At 44.4% G+C, this 19,356-nt stretch carries 16 protein-coding genes, 1 tRNA gene and 1 pseudogene; 11 read left to right on the forward strand and 7 right to left on the reverse strand.

All coding sequences use genetic code 11. The annotated features are described in order from the left end of the window. Positions 1 to 43: 43 nt before the first annotated feature. From fliP to EE116_RS08230, 4 genes are all read right to left on the reverse strand, one after another. Complete coding sequence (fliP, locus tag EE116_RS08215; RefSeq protein WP_420886359.1) at positions 44 to 775, reverse strand: flagellar type III secretion system pore protein FliP; 732 nt, start codon at positions 773 to 775, stop codon at positions 44 to 46. 11 nt (positions 776 to 786) lie between these two features. Continuing rightward, complete coding sequence (locus tag EE116_RS08220) at positions 787 to 1,557, reverse strand: OmpA/MotB family protein (RefSeq protein ID WP_122873998.1); 771 nt, start codon at positions 1,555 to 1,557, stop codon at positions 787 to 789. Between the two features lie 5 nt (positions 1,558 to 1,562). After that, positions 1,563 to 2,330 carry a motility protein A gene (locus tag EE116_RS08225; protein ID WP_009494312.1) on the reverse strand — a complete coding sequence of 256 codons (768 nt, stop codon included), beginning with the start codon at positions 2,328 to 2,330 and terminating at the stop codon, positions 1,563 to 1,565. Positions 2,331 to 2,647: 317 nt separating this feature from the next. Then, positions 2,648 to 3,796, reverse strand: coding sequence for a PepSY-associated TM helix domain-containing protein (locus EE116_RS08230; protein WP_122873999.1), 1,149 nt, complete (start codon positions 3,794 to 3,796; stop codon positions 2,648 to 2,650). Between the two features lie 147 nt (positions 3,797 to 3,943). Here EE116_RS08230 and glmU point away from each other — a divergent pair, with 147 nt between their 5' ends. From glmU to EE116_RS08270, 8 genes are all read left to right on the forward strand, one after another. After that, positions 3,944 to 5,248 (forward strand): bifunctional UDP-N-acetylglucosamine diphosphorylase/glucosamine-1-phosphate N-acetyltransferase GlmU, encoded by a 1,305-nt coding sequence (gene glmU, locus EE116_RS08235; RefSeq protein WP_122874468.1) that lies wholly within the window; start codon positions 3,944 to 3,946, stop codon positions 5,246 to 5,248. Between the two features lies 1 nt (position 5,249). Then, positions 5,250 to 6,425: a bifunctional phosphopantothenoylcysteine decarboxylase/phosphopantothenate--cysteine ligase CoaBC gene (gene coaBC, locus EE116_RS08240; RefSeq protein WP_122874000.1), complete on the forward strand. Its 1,176-nt coding sequence runs from the start codon at positions 5,250 to 5,252 to the stop codon at positions 6,423 to 6,425. Further along, complete coding sequence (locus EE116_RS08245; RefSeq protein WP_122874001.1) at positions 6,422 to 7,102, forward strand: hypothetical protein; 681 nt, start codon at positions 6,422 to 6,424, stop codon at positions 7,100 to 7,102. The genes coaBC and EE116_RS08245 overlap by 4 nt, the downstream gene beginning before the upstream one ends. Position 7,103: 1 nt before the next feature. Continuing rightward, entirely contained in the window at positions 7,104 to 7,805 is a 702-nt protein-coding gene (gene uppS / locus EE116_RS08250) for a polyprenyl diphosphate synthase (protein ID WP_122874002.1), read from the forward strand. Between the two features lie 341 nt (positions 7,806 to 8,146). Further along, complete coding sequence (locus tag EE116_RS08255) at positions 8,147 to 8,968, forward strand: prepilin peptidase (protein WP_122874003.1); 822 nt, start codon at positions 8,147 to 8,149, stop codon at positions 8,966 to 8,968. Beyond that, on the forward strand, positions 8,961 to 9,986 hold the full coding sequence (locus EE116_RS08260; RefSeq protein ID WP_122874004.1) for an LptF/LptG family permease: 1,026 nt from the start codon (positions 8,961 to 8,963) through the stop codon (positions 9,984 to 9,986). The genes EE116_RS08255 and EE116_RS08260 overlap by 8 nt, the downstream gene beginning before the upstream one ends. After that, positions 9,987 to 10,970, forward strand: a complete 984-nt coding sequence (truA, locus tag EE116_RS08265; RefSeq protein ID WP_122874005.1) for a tRNA pseudouridine(38-40) synthase TruA — start codon at positions 9,987 to 9,989, stop codon at positions 10,968 to 10,970. It begins immediately after the preceding gene. Then, on the forward strand, positions 10,967 to 11,911 hold the full coding sequence (locus EE116_RS08270; protein WP_122874006.1) for a DUF3137 domain-containing protein: 945 nt from the start codon (positions 10,967 to 10,969) through the stop codon (positions 11,909 to 11,911). Before truA ends, EE116_RS08270 begins: the two co-directional genes overlap by 4 nt. A 392-nt stretch (positions 11,912 to 12,303) precedes the next feature. Here the strand turns inward: EE116_RS08270 and EE116_RS08280 are convergent, their stop codons facing one another. Both EE116_RS08280 and EE116_RS08285 read right to left on the reverse strand, forming a co-directional pair. Next, complete coding sequence (locus EE116_RS08280) at positions 12,304 to 14,409, reverse strand: FtsK/SpoIIIE family DNA translocase (protein ID WP_122874008.1); 2,106 nt, start codon at positions 14,407 to 14,409, stop codon at positions 12,304 to 12,306. A 178-nt stretch (positions 14,410 to 14,587) separates the two neighbouring features. Next, positions 14,588 to 16,834 carry a flagellin N-terminal helical domain-containing protein gene (locus tag EE116_RS08285; protein ID WP_122874009.1) on the reverse strand — a complete coding sequence of 749 codons (2,247 nt, stop codon included), beginning with the start codon at positions 16,832 to 16,834 and terminating at the stop codon, positions 14,588 to 14,590. A gap of 120 nt (positions 16,835 to 16,954) precedes the next feature. Between EE116_RS08285 and EE116_RS08290 the strand changes: the two genes are divergently transcribed. From EE116_RS08290 to EE116_RS08300, 3 genes are all read left to right on the forward strand, one after another. Next, positions 16,955 to 17,692, forward strand: coding sequence for a YaaA family protein (locus EE116_RS08290; RefSeq protein ID WP_122874010.1), 738 nt, complete (start codon positions 16,955 to 16,957; stop codon positions 17,690 to 17,692). A gap of 120 nt (positions 17,693 to 17,812) precedes the next feature. Next, a complete protein-coding gene (locus tag EE116_RS08295) occupies positions 17,813 to 18,115 on the forward strand; it encodes an HU family DNA-binding protein (RefSeq protein ID WP_002948071.1) in 303 nt (100 codons plus the stop codon). Positions 18,116 to 18,205: 90 nt separating this feature from the next. Further along, positions 18,206 to 18,292, forward strand: a tRNA-Leu gene (locus EE116_RS08300). A gap of 806 nt (positions 18,293 to 19,098) precedes the next feature. Here EE116_RS08300 and EE116_RS08305 read toward each other — a convergent pair. Further along, positions 19,099 to 19,356, reverse strand: a pseudogene (locus tag EE116_RS08305) (hypothetical protein); the annotation flags it as partial.

The raw sequence follows: 19,356 nt of genomic DNA on the forward strand, positions 1-19,356 counted from the left end.
AAGCGGCGCGCGGAGCATTTTTAAGATTATAGCGACAAAAAACCTAATGAAAGCTTTTAACGAGATTCATGACGAGCAAATTCCACCCGTCGACGAGCACGAAAATAAGTAGCTTAAAAGGCAGTGAAATCATCGTCGGCGGCAGCATCATCATACCCATCGCCATGAGCACGGAGCTAACGACCATATCGATGACCAAAAACGGCAGATAAAGCAAAAAGGCTATCTCAAACGCCGTTTTCATCTCGCTGATCATAAACGCACTCATCACGACCGTGAGCGGGATATCGTCTAAACTTTGCGGGTTTGGCATATTTCTGATACGCAAAAACAGCGCCAGATCCTTCTCGCGCGTATTTTTTATCATAAACTCGCGAAACGGCTTCACGCCGCGCTCAAAGGCTTCTTGGTAGCCGATTTGCTCGCTTAGATACGGCTGCACGCCCGCTTCGTAGGCTTGCTTGCCCACAGGCTCCATGATAAAAAACGTAAGCACCATAGCAAGGCTAATAAGCACCGTAGACGGCGGCATCTGCTGCGTACCCATCGCCTGGCGCAAAAACGAAAAAACGATAATGAGCCGCAAAAAGCTGGTCATCATAAAAACTAGCGAAGGAGCGAGCGTGAGGACGGTTAGGACAAGTAAGACGTTTAGCGAGCTAACTAACTGAGTGGGCGTAGTAGGCGCGCTTAGGCTGAGATTTACGGTCGGGATCGTGACGTTATCCTCGCCGATCGCGACCGCCGCAAAGATAAAAAACAGCAAAAACGTCAGTTTTTTCAAATTTACTCCTGCGCATCCAGTATGCTTTTTTGTGTTTTGGCTTTGTCGTCTAAATTTAACGAAACGAAGTGGATCTCGACCCTGCGATTTTTCTCCCTGCCCTGCTCGGTAAAATTCGTCGCAAACGGCTCAAATTCGGCCTTTGCAGACGCGGTTAGCTTTTTAGGATCGACGCCGTCTTTGATGAGCTCGCTAACCACGCTGATAGCTCTAGCCGACGATAGCTGCCAGTTGTCTTTAAACTCGGCAGACCCCGGCTGCTCGCTGTCGGTGTGTCCGATCACGTTTGCTACGACGTCAGGCGGTAGCTTGGCTATCACCATCGCGATACGTTTTAAAAATAGCAGCGCATCATCATTTTGCAGCTGGGCGCTATCTTTTGCAAAGAGTAAATTTGCAGGTAGCCTGATCACAAATCCGCTCTCGCTCTCCTCAAACGTAACCTCGGGCGAGCCGCTAGCATGCAAAAGCTCGTTGATAGAGCGCAGGGTTTGTTCGAAATTTGATTTCACGCCAGTGCGCTCTTTGTTTGAGGTGGCGTGGTCGTCTTGGTTTTGTTCGGCGCTGACGTCCGGTTTCGTGCCGCCCTCAAGCACGCCCAAAGCCCCGCTTAGCGAGCCGATCGCTGCTTCTAGCTTTTTCGCGTCCATCGTACTCATAGAAAGAAGCAGTACGAAAAAGCAAAGCAACAGCGACATCAAGTCGCCAAACGCCGCGAGCCACTCGGGTAAGCATTTGGGGCAGTCGCCCGGATCGATTAACTTTTTAGCCATTTTTTCTACTTATCAAACTGACTGACGCGGTCTTTAGGCGGTAAAAACGATAGTAGCTTCATCTCGAGCGTCCTAGGGTTGTCGCCGGCTTGGATCGCCATTATACCCTCTAGCATCAGCACCTTTGCCGTGCCTTCGTCCTTGTCGCGGATACTTAGGATGTTTGCCACGGGCGAGCCCAGAATATTTCCTATCATCGCGCCGTAAAGCGTCGTAATGAGCGCAACCGCCATAGATGGACCGATAGCCGAGGGATCTGACATGTTCATGAGCATCGCGACCAGACCGATGAGCGTACCGATCATACCCATCGAGCCCGCAAAGCCCGCGATTTGTTCGAAAATTTTGATATTATCGCCGTGTCTAGAGCTAGACTGCTCCATATCTATCTCAAGCAGCGTCCTGATGGCGTCCGGTTCGTTGCCATCAACCGCCATAGATAGGCCTTTTTTTAGAAACGGATCAGTTTCGTTATTTGCATCGCTTTCAAGCGCCAAGATACCGTCGCGGCGAGCTTTCGTGGAGTACTCGACCATTTTTTTTACGATTTCTGGGAGATTGTAGGTTTTTGGTTTTACCGCGATGCCGTAAAACGTGCCTAGCTTTTTTATCTGCTCCATCTTAAAGCCGATCATCAGCGCGCAAATCGTACCGCCAAAAACAATCAAAACAGAGGGAATATCGATGTAAGCTCCGATTCCGACGCCCATCTGCATGGAACCTAGCAAAAGAACCATAATAACTATCCAACCGACGAGGCTACCTAAATCCATCTTGCAACTTTCTATTTAAAAATTTTAGTTTGTATTTTAGTTTTTTTTAGTTGAAAAAACAGTTAAACTTAGATTAGCTTTTTGCAAAAGGCGTTCCAAATTGGGGTAAATTTTTTTAAATTTTGTGTTTTTGGTCGAATTTCGATTTTTCGGTACTTTTCTCACCCAAATTTAAACTCTAGTTTTGTACTAAGATTTGATTAAAAAAAACGAAGCAAAATTTTAAACGAGAGCAAGAGATAGCGTCTTGCCGCGAGCGTAAATTTGACGAATTTATCGCTCGCACGCTATCAATGATTAGCAAAAGGCAAATTTAGCTAAGCCCTTTTTGACTTAAACGCCCTTTTTGCCGTCATATAAAAGCCACTAAATATAAAAAGCGCCATCAAAAGCGAAACTACCGACCACAAAATTTTACCCGCAATCCCGAAAAAATACCCCGTATGCAGCTGATAGTTCGTGCTCTTTACCATGCCTACAGTTATGCCCTCGGTTTGTTTTTGCTCCGCCATCTTGCCCTCTTTTACGTTTACGGAGGTCATTTTCGGACGAGCGGTGCTAGGCGCGTCAGGTTCGTAGTATCTGACGTTTATCTTATCTCCGGCCGCTAGCATCAGGCTAAATTCTTTATACTCTATGCCGCTTGATCTGAATATCTCGTAAGCCCTCTGCACATCGCTAAATTTATACTCGGCGCTCTTTTTTCCCTCTGTTTTTGCGGGCGCGCCCTCTTTGCGCTCGGCCTCTTTAGGCAAATTTTGCGCGCTAACGAAAAGCTCAGTCACCGCGCCGTTATACCAGCGGTACGACCACATGAGCCCCGTTAGACAGATGACGAGATAAATCACCGCGCTTAAGGCGCCTAAACTCGTGTGCAGGTTGTGAAAAAGGGCGTATTTTTTGAGTTTAAAATTCGGCTTTATCGCCTCGGCAAATTTGCGTTTTATCCTTGGAAAATGCAACCAAACGCCGCTTATCACGAGCACTATCATCGCGACCGTACTAGCGCCTACAATCTGCTTACCGACCTCGCCAGCGGTTTTATTGCCAGTTAGCGCAAAACCTAAATTTCGGTGTAGCGACATTACGGTGCGAACAAAGGCCACTCCATAGTCCTTGCCGATGATCTGCGCGGTGTACGGATCGACCAGATAGGTATCGCTATTGCTAGCATAAATTTTGACCGCTTCGTTTTCGCTTTTGGGTAGCACGAGCCTTGCCGGCTGTTTAACGCCCGTTTGCTCGCTAAAGCTTTGCAGGATTTTTTCTACGCTTAGCATTTCGCCCGTTTTTTGTACTTTGGGAGCGTTTAAATTTATAAGATCATCAAGCTCATGCTGATACGACAAAATCGCGCCAGTAACGCCGATAATGAGTAGCGGAACGGCAAAAATAATCGATAAAATCAGGTGGAGATTAAACAAAAACTGATTTCTTCTTAAAGCCTTTTTTAAAAATGAAAGCAAGTTATATCCTTTAAATTTGATTTTGATTATATTCAAAGGCCGTGATTATATTAGTTAATGCTTAAGAAATTGTTAAGTCCAAAAAGCATTAATCGCGCATTTAGCAAATTTGAGATAAAATCGCTCAAATTTAAACAAGGAAAAAAGATGAGCGATATCGGCGTAGTGGTGCTTGCCGCGGGGCTTGGCACAAGGATGAAATCAACCAAACCAAAGGTGCTTTTCGAGCTTTGCGGAGAGCCGATGATTATCCATATTTTGCGCAAGGCTTATGAGATCAGTAGCGACGTGAGCGTGGTTTTGAGCTATCAAAAAGAGCTAGTGGAAGCTAAAATCAAAGAAATTTTCCCTCAAACTAAAATTTACGAACAAAATTTAAAAGAGTTCCCGGGCACTGCGGGCGCGCTAAAAAACATACCGTTAAATAGCGAAAAAACGCTGATTTTGTGCGGAGATATGCCGCTTATCAAAACAAACGACCTAATCCGCCTAAGCGCGGGAAACTCAGACGTTGCGCTAAGCGTTTTTGAGGCGGCAGACCCCTACGGCTACGGCCGCGTGATCATAAATAACGGCAAAGTAGAGGCCATCGTCGAGCAAAAAGACGCAACCGAGACGCAAAAAATGATAAAAAGCGCAAACGCCGGCTGCTACTGCTTTAAAAGCGAAGTTTTACGCGAGATTTTGCCTCTCATCGGCAACGAAAACTCGCAGAAAGAATTTTACCTAACCGACGCGATAAAAATAGCAAACGAGCGCGGTCTAAAGTGCTGGGCTATCAGCGTCGAAGAGCAAAATTTCATGGGTATAAACGATAAATTTCAGCTAAGTATCGCCCAAAATTTGATGCAGGACGAAATCAAGAAAAATTTGATGAAAAGCGGCGTGCTAATGCGGCTACCAAATAGCATTTACATCGACTCTAGAGCAAAATTTGAAGGCGAATGCGTCATCGAAGAAAACGTAAGCGTCATCGGCGAATGCGTCATCAAAAACTCCGTCATCAAAAGCGGCTCGGTCGTAGAAAACTCCGTCGTCGAGGACTCGGACGTCGGCCCTCTAGCGCACCTGCGCCCAAAATGCGAAATCAAAAACACTCACATCGGAAATTTCGTCGAGCTAAAAGCAGCCAGGCTAAACGGCGTCAAGGCGGGCCACCTAAGCTATCTGGGCGACTGCGAGATAGGCCCTGGCTCAAACGTAGGCTGCGGCACGATCACGTGCAACTACGACGGCAAAGCCAAGCATAAAACGATTATCGGCAAAAACGTCTTTATCGGCTCGGACACGCAGCTCATAGCTCCCGTAAAAGTCGGCGACGACGTGTTAATCGCCGCAGGAAGCACCGTAACTAGCGACGTACCAAGCGGCGCGCTAGCCATCAGCCGCACGAAACAGGTAAATAAAGAAGGCTTTTTTTATAAATTTTTTAACGATACGAAAAGCGACTAAAATGCTAAAAAATAAAAAAATTTTGCTCGCGGTTTGCGGCAGTATCGCGTTTTATAAGGCTTATGAAATTTTATCCGCGCTAAAAAAAGAGGGTGCGGACGTGCGCGTTATGCTTAGCGAAGGGGCTCTTAAATTTTGCTCTGAAGCCGGCTTTGAAGCGCTGTGCGAGCATAAAATTTTAACCTCGCGCACGGAGAGTTGGCAGGATGGGCTAAATCACATCGCCTACGCCAAAACCGATCTCATCCTTATCGCGCCCGCGAGCGTAAATACGATAAACAAGCTTGCAAGCGGCATTTGCGATAACGTCTTTATGCAGACTCTGATCGCTAGCCCGGCTCCCCTACTCATTGCGCCCGCAGCCAACGACAAAATGATAAATCACTTCTCTACGCGCAAAAATTTCGAGTTTCTAGCCGCAAACGGCGCGAGATTTATCGAACCGGTAGAAAAAACACTAGCATGCGGCGACACGGGCAAAGGCGCGCTGGCAGACGTATCTACGATCATCTACGAAACCAAAAGGATGCTCGCTGAGCCCAAATTTAAAGGACAAAAGGTGGTCGTAACGGGCGGCGCTACGAGCGAAAAAATCGACGACGTAAGAGCCGTGACGAATCTATCTAGCGGCAAGATGGCAAAAGCGCTTGCCGATGCGTTTTACTACGCGGGTGCGGACGTGACGCTGATAGCTAGCTTTGAAACAGCAAACGCTCCTTATAAAACGCTCAAATTTCAAAGCTCGGCGGAGCTAAAAGAGCTACTACGCGTAAATTTGACGGACGCAAATTTGCTTGCGATGGCGGCTGCGGTTAGCGACTACACTCCAAAAACCAAATTTGAAGGCAAGCTAAAAAAGCAAAACTTAGGCGAAATTTGGACGCTGGAGCTCGCTCAAAACGATGACATTTTGGGCTCTTTCGCGAATTTTAAAAATGTTAAAAAAATCGGCTTTAAAATGGAAATGGACGCCGCAAACGCTATGCAAAACGCAAAAAATATGCTTAAGAAAAAGAGCCTCGACGCCGTTTGCCTAAACGTGCTGGGCGGCGATATAAATTTCGGCTCTGATAGCACGCAAATAACCTTTATTACGCGCCGTGACGCGCAAAATATCGCGCTAACATCTAAAGATGACGCGGCGCGGCAAATCGTAAATTTAGCAACCAAGCTATGATAAATCCCGTCTCACGAGTGCAAAAAATCGCAAGCAGCGGCGCGGGCACGGCTCTAAACGCGAGCCTGCCCATCAGTATCAAGGTCGCCGAAAAGACGGGTTACAATCGATACAATCTCAAAATGGGCAACAAAATCCTAAGCACAAAAAGCATGAAAAGCCTCGACGTGGACGGCGAATACTGGGGCGAGATCGCAAGCGGCACCGAAAATATCGTGATAAGAAATCTCTTTAAAAAGCCAAATTTAGCCTACGCCGCGCCCGACGGGCTCGCGCTAATAGAAAGGCTGATAAGCGAGCCCGATCTAAACTGGTTTTATGAATATATATTTAACGGTCTTAGCGCGGAAGACTCGCGGGAGTCGTTTGAAAATCTAACTCAAATGCTGCTTGCGCTGCAAAAAAGTATAATTAACATTTCGTTTGTCTATAACGGCGTAAAAGGCGTTTTTCAGATGAAATTTGACGGCGCTAAAACGAGTCAAATTTACCTTATTTTTTCAAATTTCGCTCCGATTATTTTTACGCTAAAAGGCGCCAGGATAATCAGCGCCCAAACGCCGTTTGACAAGGTTGCTAGGCTCTTGCGAGACGAGTTTAGCTGCGAAGCGCAAACGACTCAAAACATCGCCGCTTTCTTTGATCCAAGCGGAAAAATAATAGATTTTAAGGGCTAAAATGAACAAGCTAAATCACCTCGCCATCATCATGGACGGCAATGGCAGATGGGCCAAAAGCCGCGGTTTGCTACGTACCAAAGGGCACGAAACGGGCGCAAACGTCGTGGAGCAGATGTGCGAGTTTTGCATCGACGAGGGCGTGGCGGTGCTGAGCCTTTATGCATTTAGCACCGAAAACTGGAAGCGCCCAAAGAGCGAAGTGGCGTTTTTGATGGAGCTTTTACATAAGTTTTTACTATCAAAACGCGATAGTTTTATCAAAAACGGCATCAAATTTAACGTTATCGGCGACGAAAGCCCGCTAAGCGATAAGCTAAAAAACGAGATTAAGGAGATCAAAAACGCGACCGCTCAAAACTCGCGGTTAAAGTTAAATTTAGCCCTAAACTACGGCGCAAAAGATGAAATTTTAAGAGCCTTTAGGAGATTTTGCGAAAAAAACGGAGGCGAATTTGACGCCCAAAATCTAGCTTTAAATTTGAGCGAAGATAGTTTGCAAGAGTGCCTTGATGAGCCCGCGCCCATCGACCTTCTCGTACGCACGGGCGGCGAGCAGAGGCTATCAAATTTTATGCTTTGGCAGGCCTCATATGCCGAATTTGCCTTTACGCCCACGCTTTGGCCAGATTTTACGCGCGAGGAGCTGGCTCAGATAGCGGCCAAATTTAAGAAAAAAGATAGAAGGTTTGGCGGACTTTAAAATTTGGTGTTTTTGACTGCTGCTATCTTTTAAATTTGCGTCGTTTTATTTGATTCGCTCGCCGAAAAAGTGACTTTAAATTTGACAAATAAAAGCCCTGCCGCAACGCCGTTTTCCATAAATTTTGAACCGAAATCTTTAAATTTAAAATCATTCAAGGCAATATTTCGCTAAAATCGCCTTTAAATTTTGTGTTTTATGCTTTTTGCGGCGCTAAAACTAGTCAAATTTTAGCTAAAAACAGCGCGGCAAATTTGCGCAAACATTGCTTAAAAACGTCGCCGCTAGCTCAAAAATAATCGCAAGCAGCCAAATGCATTATAAATTAAATTAGGAGAGTTATGATTTTCGCCGTTGTATTTTTTATTTTATTATTTTTTATCTTGGGCGCCGTAGTCGGCAGCTTTAGCAACGTCCTGATCTACCGCATGCCGCGCGGAGAGAGCATAAATTTCCCCGCCTCTCACTGCCAAAGCTGTAAAACTCCGCTAAAGCCATATCATAACGTCCCGATTTTTGCGTGGCTGTTTTTACGCGGCAAGTGCGCGTTTTGCGGCGAAAAAATCAGCTTTCAGTATCCTCTAGTTGAGCTTGCTAGCGGCCTGCTTTGCGTGCTTACGTATTGCGTTGAGACGCACGGACTTGAGCCTCTTACGGACGGCTTTTACACCGCGATTTTTAAGGCGGCGATGCTTGGTATCTGCTTTATCTTGCTGCTAGCGCTTAGCCTGATCGACTTTCGTTACAAGGCTGTTCCCGATCCGCTGCTTTTTGCCAGCGTTGCATTTTCGCTACTTTACGGTTTTAATCTCCCCGCCTCTTTTGACTCTGATGAGCTTTTGCGCGCCTTTGATTCGTTTATAAACGCTGCGATTTTTATGTTTGCCTTTTGGCTACTGCGCGCTGTCGTTAGCCTAGCTCTCAAGCGCGAAGCCATGGGCTCTGCGGACATCTTTATCGCGGGCGTTATGGGTGCGATCTTAGGTATCAAGCTTGGCCTCATGGCGATCTATGTCTCGGCGCTACTTACGCTGCCTGCATACGTCATCGTGCGAAAGCGCGGATATGAGCTGCCTTTCGTGCCATTTTTGAGCCTTGCTACGCTTATAGTTTATGCGTTTAAGGATTGGTTTATCTACATCTTGGGGCTGATTTATGGATAGGACGGCGCGCTATCTTTTTTCAAACTTCCTAAGCACGTTTGCATCGCTGTTTGCGACGCTTTTTCTCATTATGTCGATCGTGTTTTTTATCCAGATCGCGCGCATCACCTCCTATATCGAGATCTCGTTTTTAGAGCTTTTTAAACTTTATATGTTTATGTTGCCTAGAGTACTGCTTTTTACCGTGCCGATCGCGTTTTTTGCATCGCTTGCGCTTATGTTTTTCAGGCTTTCTCGCGAAAACGAGAGTATCGTGCTTTTTACGCTCGGATATTCGCCCGTTAGGATCGCTAAATTTTTCCTCATCGTTAGCGGCGCGGTTTCAGCCTTTCTCATCGTTACCGCGATAGTGCTGATCCCTACGGCTGCGGAGCTAAACGCGAATTTCGTCTCATACAAAAAAACCGTCGCCAAGCTAAATTTAAAAACGACCGAATTCGGACAAAAATTTTCCGACTGGATGGTCTTTATCCAAAACGAAAAACACGATGAAAACGGTACGCTTTACGAGGGTGTGACGCTTTATTCGCCAAAAGAAGGCGCGCATAGGTTCGTTCTAGCCAAAAACGCTCGCCTAACAAACAACAACGCTGTGCTTGAGTTTACGCTATCGGAGGGTAAAATTTACGATATAAGAGACGCCTCGTGGCATAAAACCGACTTTGGCACGATGAAAATCAGCACCGCCCAAGAGGACAGCGTCGCGCAGACGAAGTCGTTTGTGCAGTATTGGCAGGCAATGAGCGAAGATAAAAAGCGCGCCAAAGACTTCGCAACCTACGTTCTCATCGCGCTTTTCCCGCTAGCGACGACGCTTTTTGCCTTGAGCCTTGGTATCGTGACTTACCGCTACGAAAAAGGCTTTGTGTATTTTGGGATATTTGGCGTGCTGTTTGGATATTTTACGCTCATTATGCTCTTTAGTTCGCGCGTTTTTATCGCGATTGCGGCGATATTTTTGTTATTTTTCATTGCCTCGATTTTTAGCTTTAGGGCTAAAATTTTAAAAAGATACTAAGTGCGTCTTAAACTCGTTTTTAGCTACGACGGGTCGAAATTTCAGGGCTCGCAGACCCAGCCGCACGAAAATGGCGTTGAGGACGCTCTGGGCGTAGCCCTAGCGCATGTAGGGATCTTTAGCAAAATAATCTCCAGCTCGCGCACAGACAAGGGAGTGCACGCAAACAATCAAGTCGCCTGCGTGGAGTGCGGCGAGCATTTTAAGGACTTTGCGCGCCTAAAAGCTCTCATTAACCGCCACGCCCATCCGGCTATTCACGTCAAATTTATAATCCGCGTTAAAGACGACTTTCATCCGCGATACGACGCCACGGCACGTGCATATCGATACGTGATTAATCACGGCGAGTTTTCGCCTTTTTTGTCGTCTTACGAGACTTTTTTACCCAAATTTGACCTAAATTTAGCAAACGAACTGCTTGCGCTTTTTGTCGGCGAGCACGATTTTAGCGCGTTTATGAAGCTTGGTAGCGATATCAAAAGCCCGGTGCGGCGCGTTTCAAAGGCCTTTTGCTACGAGCGCGGCGAACGAACGATTATCATCTTTAAAGCAAACGGCTTTTTGCGCGCCCAGGTTCGCCTCATGGTCGCTAGCGTTTTAAAGGCGCTCGAGCTTGCCAAAAGCGGTAAATTTAGACAAATGCAGACGCATGAGTTTAAATTTGAGCGCGCCGAGGCGGTAAATTTGGACACAAATTTAAACAAAAAAAGCCGCGATAATGTCCTGACAAAAAGCCACGAAAGCATAAATTTAGTCAAATTTGAAAAAAACGCAAATTTGACAGCCGAACACGCCGAGTGCGTCGCCTCAAAATTTGACGCTAAAAACTCAAATTTAAACGAAGCCGAAAGTAGCTGCCGAGACGAAAATTTCCTAAAAGCAAAAAAGCTTTTACGCCAGGCTATCTACGAGCAAAAGCCGCTCACGCGTATTCCCGCACCGCCAAACGGCCTTTATCTAAACCGAGTTTTTTACGAATGATAAATCCAAAAATAAAAGAAGCCATCGCCGCCGTAACGCAAAAGCAAAATGAGTGTAAAAAAATAGTCAAAAAATACGCTACATTTATGACTATAACGACATTTGTCGCACCAATACTAATTTTTATTATTATGGAGCGACGCTTTGAAATATTCTTTCTTTTATTTGCAGTCATCCCAATATACGTCACGCCGAGGATTCCAAAAGTAGAAAAAACGCTGGAAGAGTATAGAAGCTTCTACAAAAATGTTTTTGTTAGCACGGTAATTGCCGATATAGATAGCAATTTTACATACGAGCCTCAAAAAGGCATCACCGCAAACGAATTTTATAAAAGCGGAATATACAGTCGCGTAAATTTTTACGGCGAAGACCAAATAAGCGGTACTTACGCTAATGTCAAATTTCAATTAAGCGAGGCTATAAAAGTAGAAAAAACATATGACTCAAACGGCTCAAAAAACCCTTATCTGGCGCTTTTGAGAGTAAGCAAAGTCATATACGACGAATACATGGACTTTAACGGTACAGTACTAGTCTGCGAGTTTTATAAAAATTTCAAAGGACAAACGATACTAGCCGACAAAAAGGTGCTAAATACGAAAATATCTGGCGAAAAAGAGATGCTTGATGATACGGAGTTTAACAACGAATTTCGCGTATTTACCGACGACAAAATAGAAGCGCGCTATCTTTTAAGCCCCGGTTTTATGCAACGCCTACGCGAGGTTAAGCAGGGTTTTGACAGTGCCGTATCGCTAAGCGCGGCGTTTATGGACAATAAATTCTATCTCTTTTTAAACGGTGCAAAAAACCGTTTTGAAAGTTCACTATTAGACCCGCCGCTAAGCCTTTCTGATGCGCAGGCCATAAAAGATGAGATCTCGCAACTGCTGCGCATAATCGACGAGCTAAATTTGAGCCTTGATGTTTATAAATGATTTTGCTTTCCAGTGGCAAATTTAGCTAACTACTGGCTTACAAAATTATCCAGATTTGGTCTGTAAATCTAATTATATAGTTTGGCAAACAGCCTCTATCGGCCAAAATTTAAGACTGCTATAAAAAACCTATACTGACGAAGCGGCTCCAATAAAAGAAAATTTGGCAAAATAATTTAGATAAACAAGCGTAGCGACGCAAATTCGGTAGGTAAAATTTAAGTAAAACCACGATACTGGGATATAGCATAAAATTTGGCTTAAATTTGATTTCAAGCGGATCAAATTTCATTATGTCAAGCACAGCTAGACTCCTAGCCGCAAAAAATCAAATTTACCCGATACCGACCTAAAAAGCATATCCTAAATTCGCTCGCAAATTTGAGCCAAATTTACAAAATATCCCGCTGCCCTTTTGCGTTCATCGGACTTAGCACGCCCATTTGTTCCATCTGTTCTATAATCGTAGCGGCGCGGTTGTAGCCGATTTTTAGGCGTCTTTGGAGGTAGCTGATCGAGGTTTTTTGCTCGCTTAGCACGATCTCTTTAGCCTCTTCGTAGAGCTCGTCTAGCTCGCCCGCTACCGCGCCGGAGCCTGCTCCACCACCGCCGCTAGCGCCCTCCTCGGCTAAAAATCTCTCGTCGTAGACCACCTCTTGCTGTGCTTTTAAGAAATTTACGATCGTATCGATCTCCTTTTCGCTAGCAAACGGCGCATGCAGCCTGATGACGCCCGGGCTTCCAGGAGGCGTAAATAGCATATCGCCGCGTCCTAGCAAGCTCTCCGCGCCCATTTGATCCAGGATCACCTTACTATCGATGCGCTGACCGACTCGGTAGCTGATGCGGCTAGGCAGATTTGCCTTTATGAGCCCCGTCACGACGTCTACACTCGGGCGTTGGGTGGCTACGATGAGATGTATGCCGCTAGCGCGCGCCATCTGCGCCAGGCGTCCGATGTATAGCTCCACGTCCTTGCCGCTAGTCATCATGAGATCGGCTAGCTCGTCGATGATCACGACGATATACGGGAACTGCTCGCCGCCCTCCTCTTTCATCTTTTCGTTGTAGCTTTCGATATTTTTGGTGCGCGTATGGCTCATGATCTGATAGCGACGCTCCATCTCGGCGACCATGTTTGAGAGCGCGGTGATGGCCTGCTTAGCCTGCGTGATGACGGGAGTTAGCAGGTGCGGGATGTCGTTATAGATACTAAATTCCAGCATTTTTGGATCTATCATCATCAGGCGCAGCGTCTGCGGGCTGTTGCGATATAGCAGACTTAGTAGCATCGCGTTTATGCCCACGCTCTTGCCAGATCCCGTCGTGCCCGCGATTAGCAGATGTGGGAGCTTTTTTAGATCGGTGACAAAGGGCGCGCCGACGATATCCTTGCCTAGCGCGATAGTCAGCGGACTGCTCGAGTTTTTAAAAACTTCGCTATCTAAAATTTCCTTTAGATAGACGGTTTCGATGTTTTGGTTCGGCACCTCGATACCCACGACGTCTTTGCCAGGTATCGGAGCCTGAATGCGGATAGTCTGCGCGCGTAGAGCCATCGCGAGGTCGTCTTGCAGGGTTAAAATTTTACTCACCTTGATATGCGGCGCCTGACGAAACTCAAACGTCGTAACAATCGGCCCCGTGTACGTTCGCACGACGTCGCCGTCTATTTTAAATTTGCGCAGTTTATCGAGTAGATCGGAGATCTTTTGATCGATTTCGGCTTCGTTTACGCTATTTGATCTCTTAGGCGGATCGGCTAAAAATTTAAGCGGCGGCAACGCAAAATCCTTAGGTTTTTCGACCTTGCCTTTTTCCATTTGTTCGAGCAGTTTTTTATTTTCGGCAACTTCATTTAAAATTTCGACGCCGTTTATAGTAGTACTTTTTTCTTCTAAATTTGACTCGCTTTCATCCTGCGCATCGTCTTCATAATTCGGCTCGTCTTCGTCCTCTAGCTCTTCACCGTTTTCCTCGCTCAAATTTGACTCGCTTTGAGCTTTAGGCTTTTTGATTTGTCTAGGTTTTTTTTGCGATTTTTGCTTAATCTCGGCTAGGTTTTCAAATTTATCTTCATTGGCGCTAGGTTCTACAAAAGCCTTTTTTAGGATAGCTATGATGTTATCTTGCGCAATGAGACCAAAACTCAACACAAAAAGCATCAAGATAAATACCCACATGCCTATCACGCCGGCAACGTCTTTTAGCGCTTCGTTTACGGTGTTTGCGACTAGTCCGCCGTAGTTAGCGTCCGCGCCTGATTGAAACATCAAAAACGCCAAAAACAGCAGCGTCGCTCCGAGCGCCGTCTGGACAAATTCGGCATTAAAGCCGTTAAAGTATTTGTAAATATAATATGCGAAAAATATAAAAATAAAAGGATAAACGTAAGCTATAAAGCCAAAAAGCTTGAAGTTCCAAAGCCCGATCGCGTTGCCGAAGCTCCCGACGAAATTTGCCGCAGGCGCGATAGTGGCGATCCCGAAAAATATCAAAAAACAAACGACTACGACTAAAACCGATTCTCTTAAAATGGTGCGTCCTTTTAAATTGAGTAAATTTAAATTTACGGGAGAGCGAATTTTAGAGCCGAATTTATCAAATTTGGCCCCATTTTCGCTCCGCCCGCTTTGATAACGAAACTTTAATAAAACGGTAGATTATAGCGAGTTTTTACATATAGTTTAATAACGAAAGCTGGTTTATCTTAGCCACAGACTGCAACATCGCCTGATACGACATCATTTTTTGCATGAGGTTCATATAGGTCTCGCCGTAGTCTGCGTTTGTGATATCGGCCTTGACGGTTTTTACGTTTACCTCCATAACGCTAGCGTGCGTATTGGTTTGTATTAGCGTATTGGTTTGATTTCCAACTTTAGTGTGGATTTTGTTTACGTGATCGGCGATATGATCCAGTCTCTCGATCGCGCCCTGGATACCGGAGTTTCGCGGATGCTCACTCTCACTATCAGCGCGGTATTGACCGCTTCTTACAGCCTCTATCATCCTATCCAGGTCATCAAAAATATCCACGCTCGGGCTATCTATTTCGATACCGTTGTTTGCCGAAAAGTTCCATAGCGAACCCTCTCCTTGCGTGGTTGCAGGCGTCGTGCCGGTGCTATCTCCGTAAAATTGATCAGAATTTACCTCGTCGTAAATTCCGACTTTTATCGGCGTGACGGCGTTTTGCTTGTCGGTTACTTTTATGCGGCCGCGGTGATCCATATTTGCCTCTACGCTGCCTTGCGATTTTGAGATAGCTTGTTTGTAGGCGACATAATCAGCCTGGGCACTACCGCCGGCGCCCGCAGGAACATTGTCACTAGCTACCATACCGATGATGTCGTTTAGCTGCCTAAAAGTCATATTTTTTGACTGCGTTTCTCTACCCTCGGTGGTCGGCGGGTTTGTAGTGTCGTTGTAAAAACTATCCCAAACCTCGGTAGTGTATGTGGTGCCATCCGGTCTTGTTATGCTTACCTGAGCATTACCTGATGTTGCAGGCGGTACGGCGCTACCGAAAATCACGTCCACTTTATAATCTCCGCCACTTTTAGATTTGATCTGCATTTTTAAGGCTTGATCATTCATGTCGTATTTGTCTCTTTCGCCGGGATATAGCTCTTTTGAGCCCACGACTTGGCTTAGTGTCGTGTTATCGTCGGCAAATTTACCGCTACCGCGCTCTACTTGCGATACGGTGCCTATTAAGTTTCTGCCCTCTTGTTTAAAGTTTATCTTGTCGTAGTCGTAGGCATTTGTAACGGCGCCGTCTAGGTCTTCGTATTTACTTTTAACAAATTCCGTGATTTCATAGTCGTCTGGGTTTGCCTGCACCATGGCTTCGAGCGGGTTTGCGCCGCTAGTTAGGCTATCTACAGTGTCAAACGCGCTAGAAGCTCCAGCTATACCGCCAGCTAGAGCATCCGCGTTTGCCACTTTTTTCGTCGCCGCTATCATGTGAAAATCAATAACCTGATTGCCCTTGCTTAGGTCTTTTACGTTGATTTGACCCTGGTTATTTATCGTTACTTCGACGACTTTATTAGTCGGAGTGTTGCCGTATTCGGTGCCTATTTTTTCTAGCAGGTCGTTTATCGAAGCGTCCGAAGTCATCTTAAATTTACTCGTAAAGCTAGTGCCGTTTGGCTTTTTACCCTGCAAGAAAAAGGTCGTATCCTGAAACTGCCTAACGCCGGTTCCGGTAAAGTCTTGATTGGTTAGAGTTTTTTCGTCTTTTACATATTTAAAACCGATTAAATCGCGCATTTTATGCTCGCTATCGATATAAACGGTCTTGTTTCTGTCGTCTAAATTTTGAGCTTTTAACATCGTGTTGGAGGTGACTTTTTTATTATAGTCGCCGTCCTTGCCCAAAAATAGCTCATGGCCGTTTTGGTTGTAGGTCAAATTTACCTGAGCTCCGCCTACAGCTTTCATAGTTTGCGCATTGCCGAAATACTCGTTTGTATCGCCGTTTATAGGTTTTGTATTTATCGCGCTTCCAGAAAATAAAAACTGTCCGTTTATCGAGGTGTTTGCGATATTTACTAGGTGATTTTTGATACCTTGAAGGTCGTTTGCGATGGCTTCGCGCGAAGTTTGCGAATGGATTTCATTGGCGCCTTGAACCAGCTTTGTTTTAAAAGTCTCAAGCTGCTGCTTAAATTCACCCAAAGCCTTATCGGTATTTTTTGAAAAGTGCTGCGCTTTTGAAGTCGCCGTTTGCACTTGCTCAAGCGTCGCAACCTCATAAGCAAGCCTCATGCCGTCGTTATAGACGCTACTATCCTCGAAAGAATTTTGGATTTTTAGACCGCTTGAAATTTGCGTGTTTAGCTTGTAAAGCGCTTTCATATTGGTCTGATAGTCGTAGTTATTCGTAAATTTCATCAGCTGATTTGTCATTCTCATCGCATTTTTCCTTAAATTTAATTGAGCTCTTGCAAGCAAATAAAGTTCCACTCGTTATATCGTCAAATTTCAAAATTTATTTAGTTTTAGATATGATTTTGCCAAATTTAAGGAGAACAAATGAAAATACTCTTTTCGCCAAGCGAAGCAAAAACCGCCGTTAGTCCAAATAAATTTATAGATAGGGGTGACTTTGTTTTTCCTGATTTATATGAAAAGCGGTGCGAAATTTTAAAAATTTACGATGATTTTTTGCAAACGGCTACTATTGAAAAAATCTCAAAACTTTTTGGAGTTAAAAATTTGATCGATGAACCGAGCTTGCGCGAAAGCTTATTTAAAAAAGGCGCGGTAAAAGCCATCCTGCGATATGACGGAGTAGCCTACAAGCACCTTGACTACCGCAGCCTTGATAGCGCGGCGCAGAAATTTATAGATAAAAATACGCTGATTTTTTCAAATTTATTCGGCCCTGTGACGGCGGCGGATACACTACCCGAATACAAACTAAAACAAGGCGAGCGCATAAACGGGCTAAATTTGGAGAAATTTTATAGGCAAAATTTTAGCGACGAGATAGATGAGTGGCTAAGAGATGACGATATTTTAGACCTTAGAGCCGAGTTTTACGAGAAATTTTACCGCATACAAAAACCGTTTGCGACATTTAAATTTCTAAAAAACGGCAAAGTCGTCAGTCACTACGCCAAAGCTTATCGCGGGATAGTTTTGAGGCAAGTAGCGCAAAACGGGGTAAAAAACTTTAGCGAACTTTGCAAAATGGATATAGAAAATTTGCGACTCATAGATATCAAAAAAACTAAACTAAAAAGCGAGTTTTTGGTGCAAATAGTCTAAAATTCGAGCTTTTTCGTCAAATTCGCGTAAAAATCGTTAAATTTTCGGCTAAAAACTATTGTATTTTTTATAAAAACGTTGTAAAATGCCCGCATATCACTTCTTATTAAGGATGGTTCTATGAAAAAAGCTGATTTTATTCAAGCTGTTGCCGACAAGGCCGGTCTTTCTAAAAAAGATTCTCTAAAGGTAGTTGATGCCGCACTAGAGACTATCGAAGAGGTTCTTAAAAACGGCGATAGCATTAGCTTTATAGGCTTTGGTACATTCGCTACTGCCGAAAGAGCCGCTAGAAAAGCAAGAGTACCGGGAACTACGAAAGTTATAGATGTTCCTGCTAGCAAAGCGGTTAAATTTAAAGTAGGCAAAAAATTAAAAGAAGCAGTAGTAGCAGGCGCAGGCAAAAAAGGCAAAAAGAAATAATCACCCTTTCATGAAAGCTCAAGATTGGGCTTTCATGTTTTTTAATCTCTTTTTTATATCTTTCAAGGTAAAATTTCACTTCTTTAATTAGCCCGAGTGGTGAAACCGGTAGACGCGCCAGACTCAAAATCTGGTAAGGGCAACCTTGTGTCGGTTCGAGTCCGACCTCGGGCACCATATAAAATCACAAATATCCAAAGATACACTATTCTTGACATATAAAATGTTTAAAAAGTATCTTTAAAAAATAAAATAGAATATTCCAAACCAACTACCAGCTGGTAAAGTGTAATTTTTGTGCTTTTAGTAAAGCATGACACATATGCTATTTTATTTTAACTACCGTAAAACCATTTTATGTATGTTTGATTGTCGTCAAAATTGTTTACATAACTTTAGGTTTATTCCAAAGGTTATAGTTGCATTTTTTACCATCCCGCCACGCTCCTTTTAACTTCGCGGACGAGTGAAGCCCGCCCTTGCGACGAGGGATTTCACCCCCTCACCCACCTAAAGCACACGTCGGCGCGTCGGCCTCCGCGTATAGTGCAGTTTTTAATCATTTTTCAGCCCTTTTTTATCTTTATATTATTAAAATTTAGATGCAAATTTATACAGCGGAGACGTTCAAATGAACGATTTATTTATCGGCGTCGTATTCTATTTTGCTTTTATGTTTTTCGGACTTCTTTTTCTTGCTATTTGCGCTTTTTGGTATATTTCTATCCCGCTATTTTGTATTTACGTGTATTTTAAATATTTCAGAAAAGAGAGAAAATTTAAGGCTAGAGTTCTAGAGCCCTAAAACTCTTTTACAAGCTTTAAGGCTATTTCATAATAATCTCCAAACTCCTTAAATTCTATTTTTTAAATTAAAGAATATGGATTTACAGTTGCAAATCAAACCACTAAACAACTGCTATAATAGCAAGCTTAAACGTCACACTAGTTTTAATTTAGCTAAATTTTACGTCAAATTTTGACTATTTTGCCGCTACGATTACTCGCTCGTAGTGTGTAATGATTTTATTATGAATGAGTAGCGAGATATAAATCACCGCGCCGCCTAGGCATAGTCTTAGTATATCCGCATCTTTATGCCAAAATACTAAATTTACGATGATGGCTGCAGGTATGAGGGCGTTATTCATGATAGCTAGAGTTCCGCTATCTACCTCACATGCGCCTTTGTTTCATAAAAAATACCCTAGACCGCTAGCTCCGACACCAAGCCGGAGTAT

Source organism: Campylobacter showae (assembly GCF_900573985.1).
GTDB lineage: Bacteria > Campylobacterota > Campylobacteria > Campylobacterales > Campylobacteraceae > Campylobacter_A > Campylobacter_A showae_E.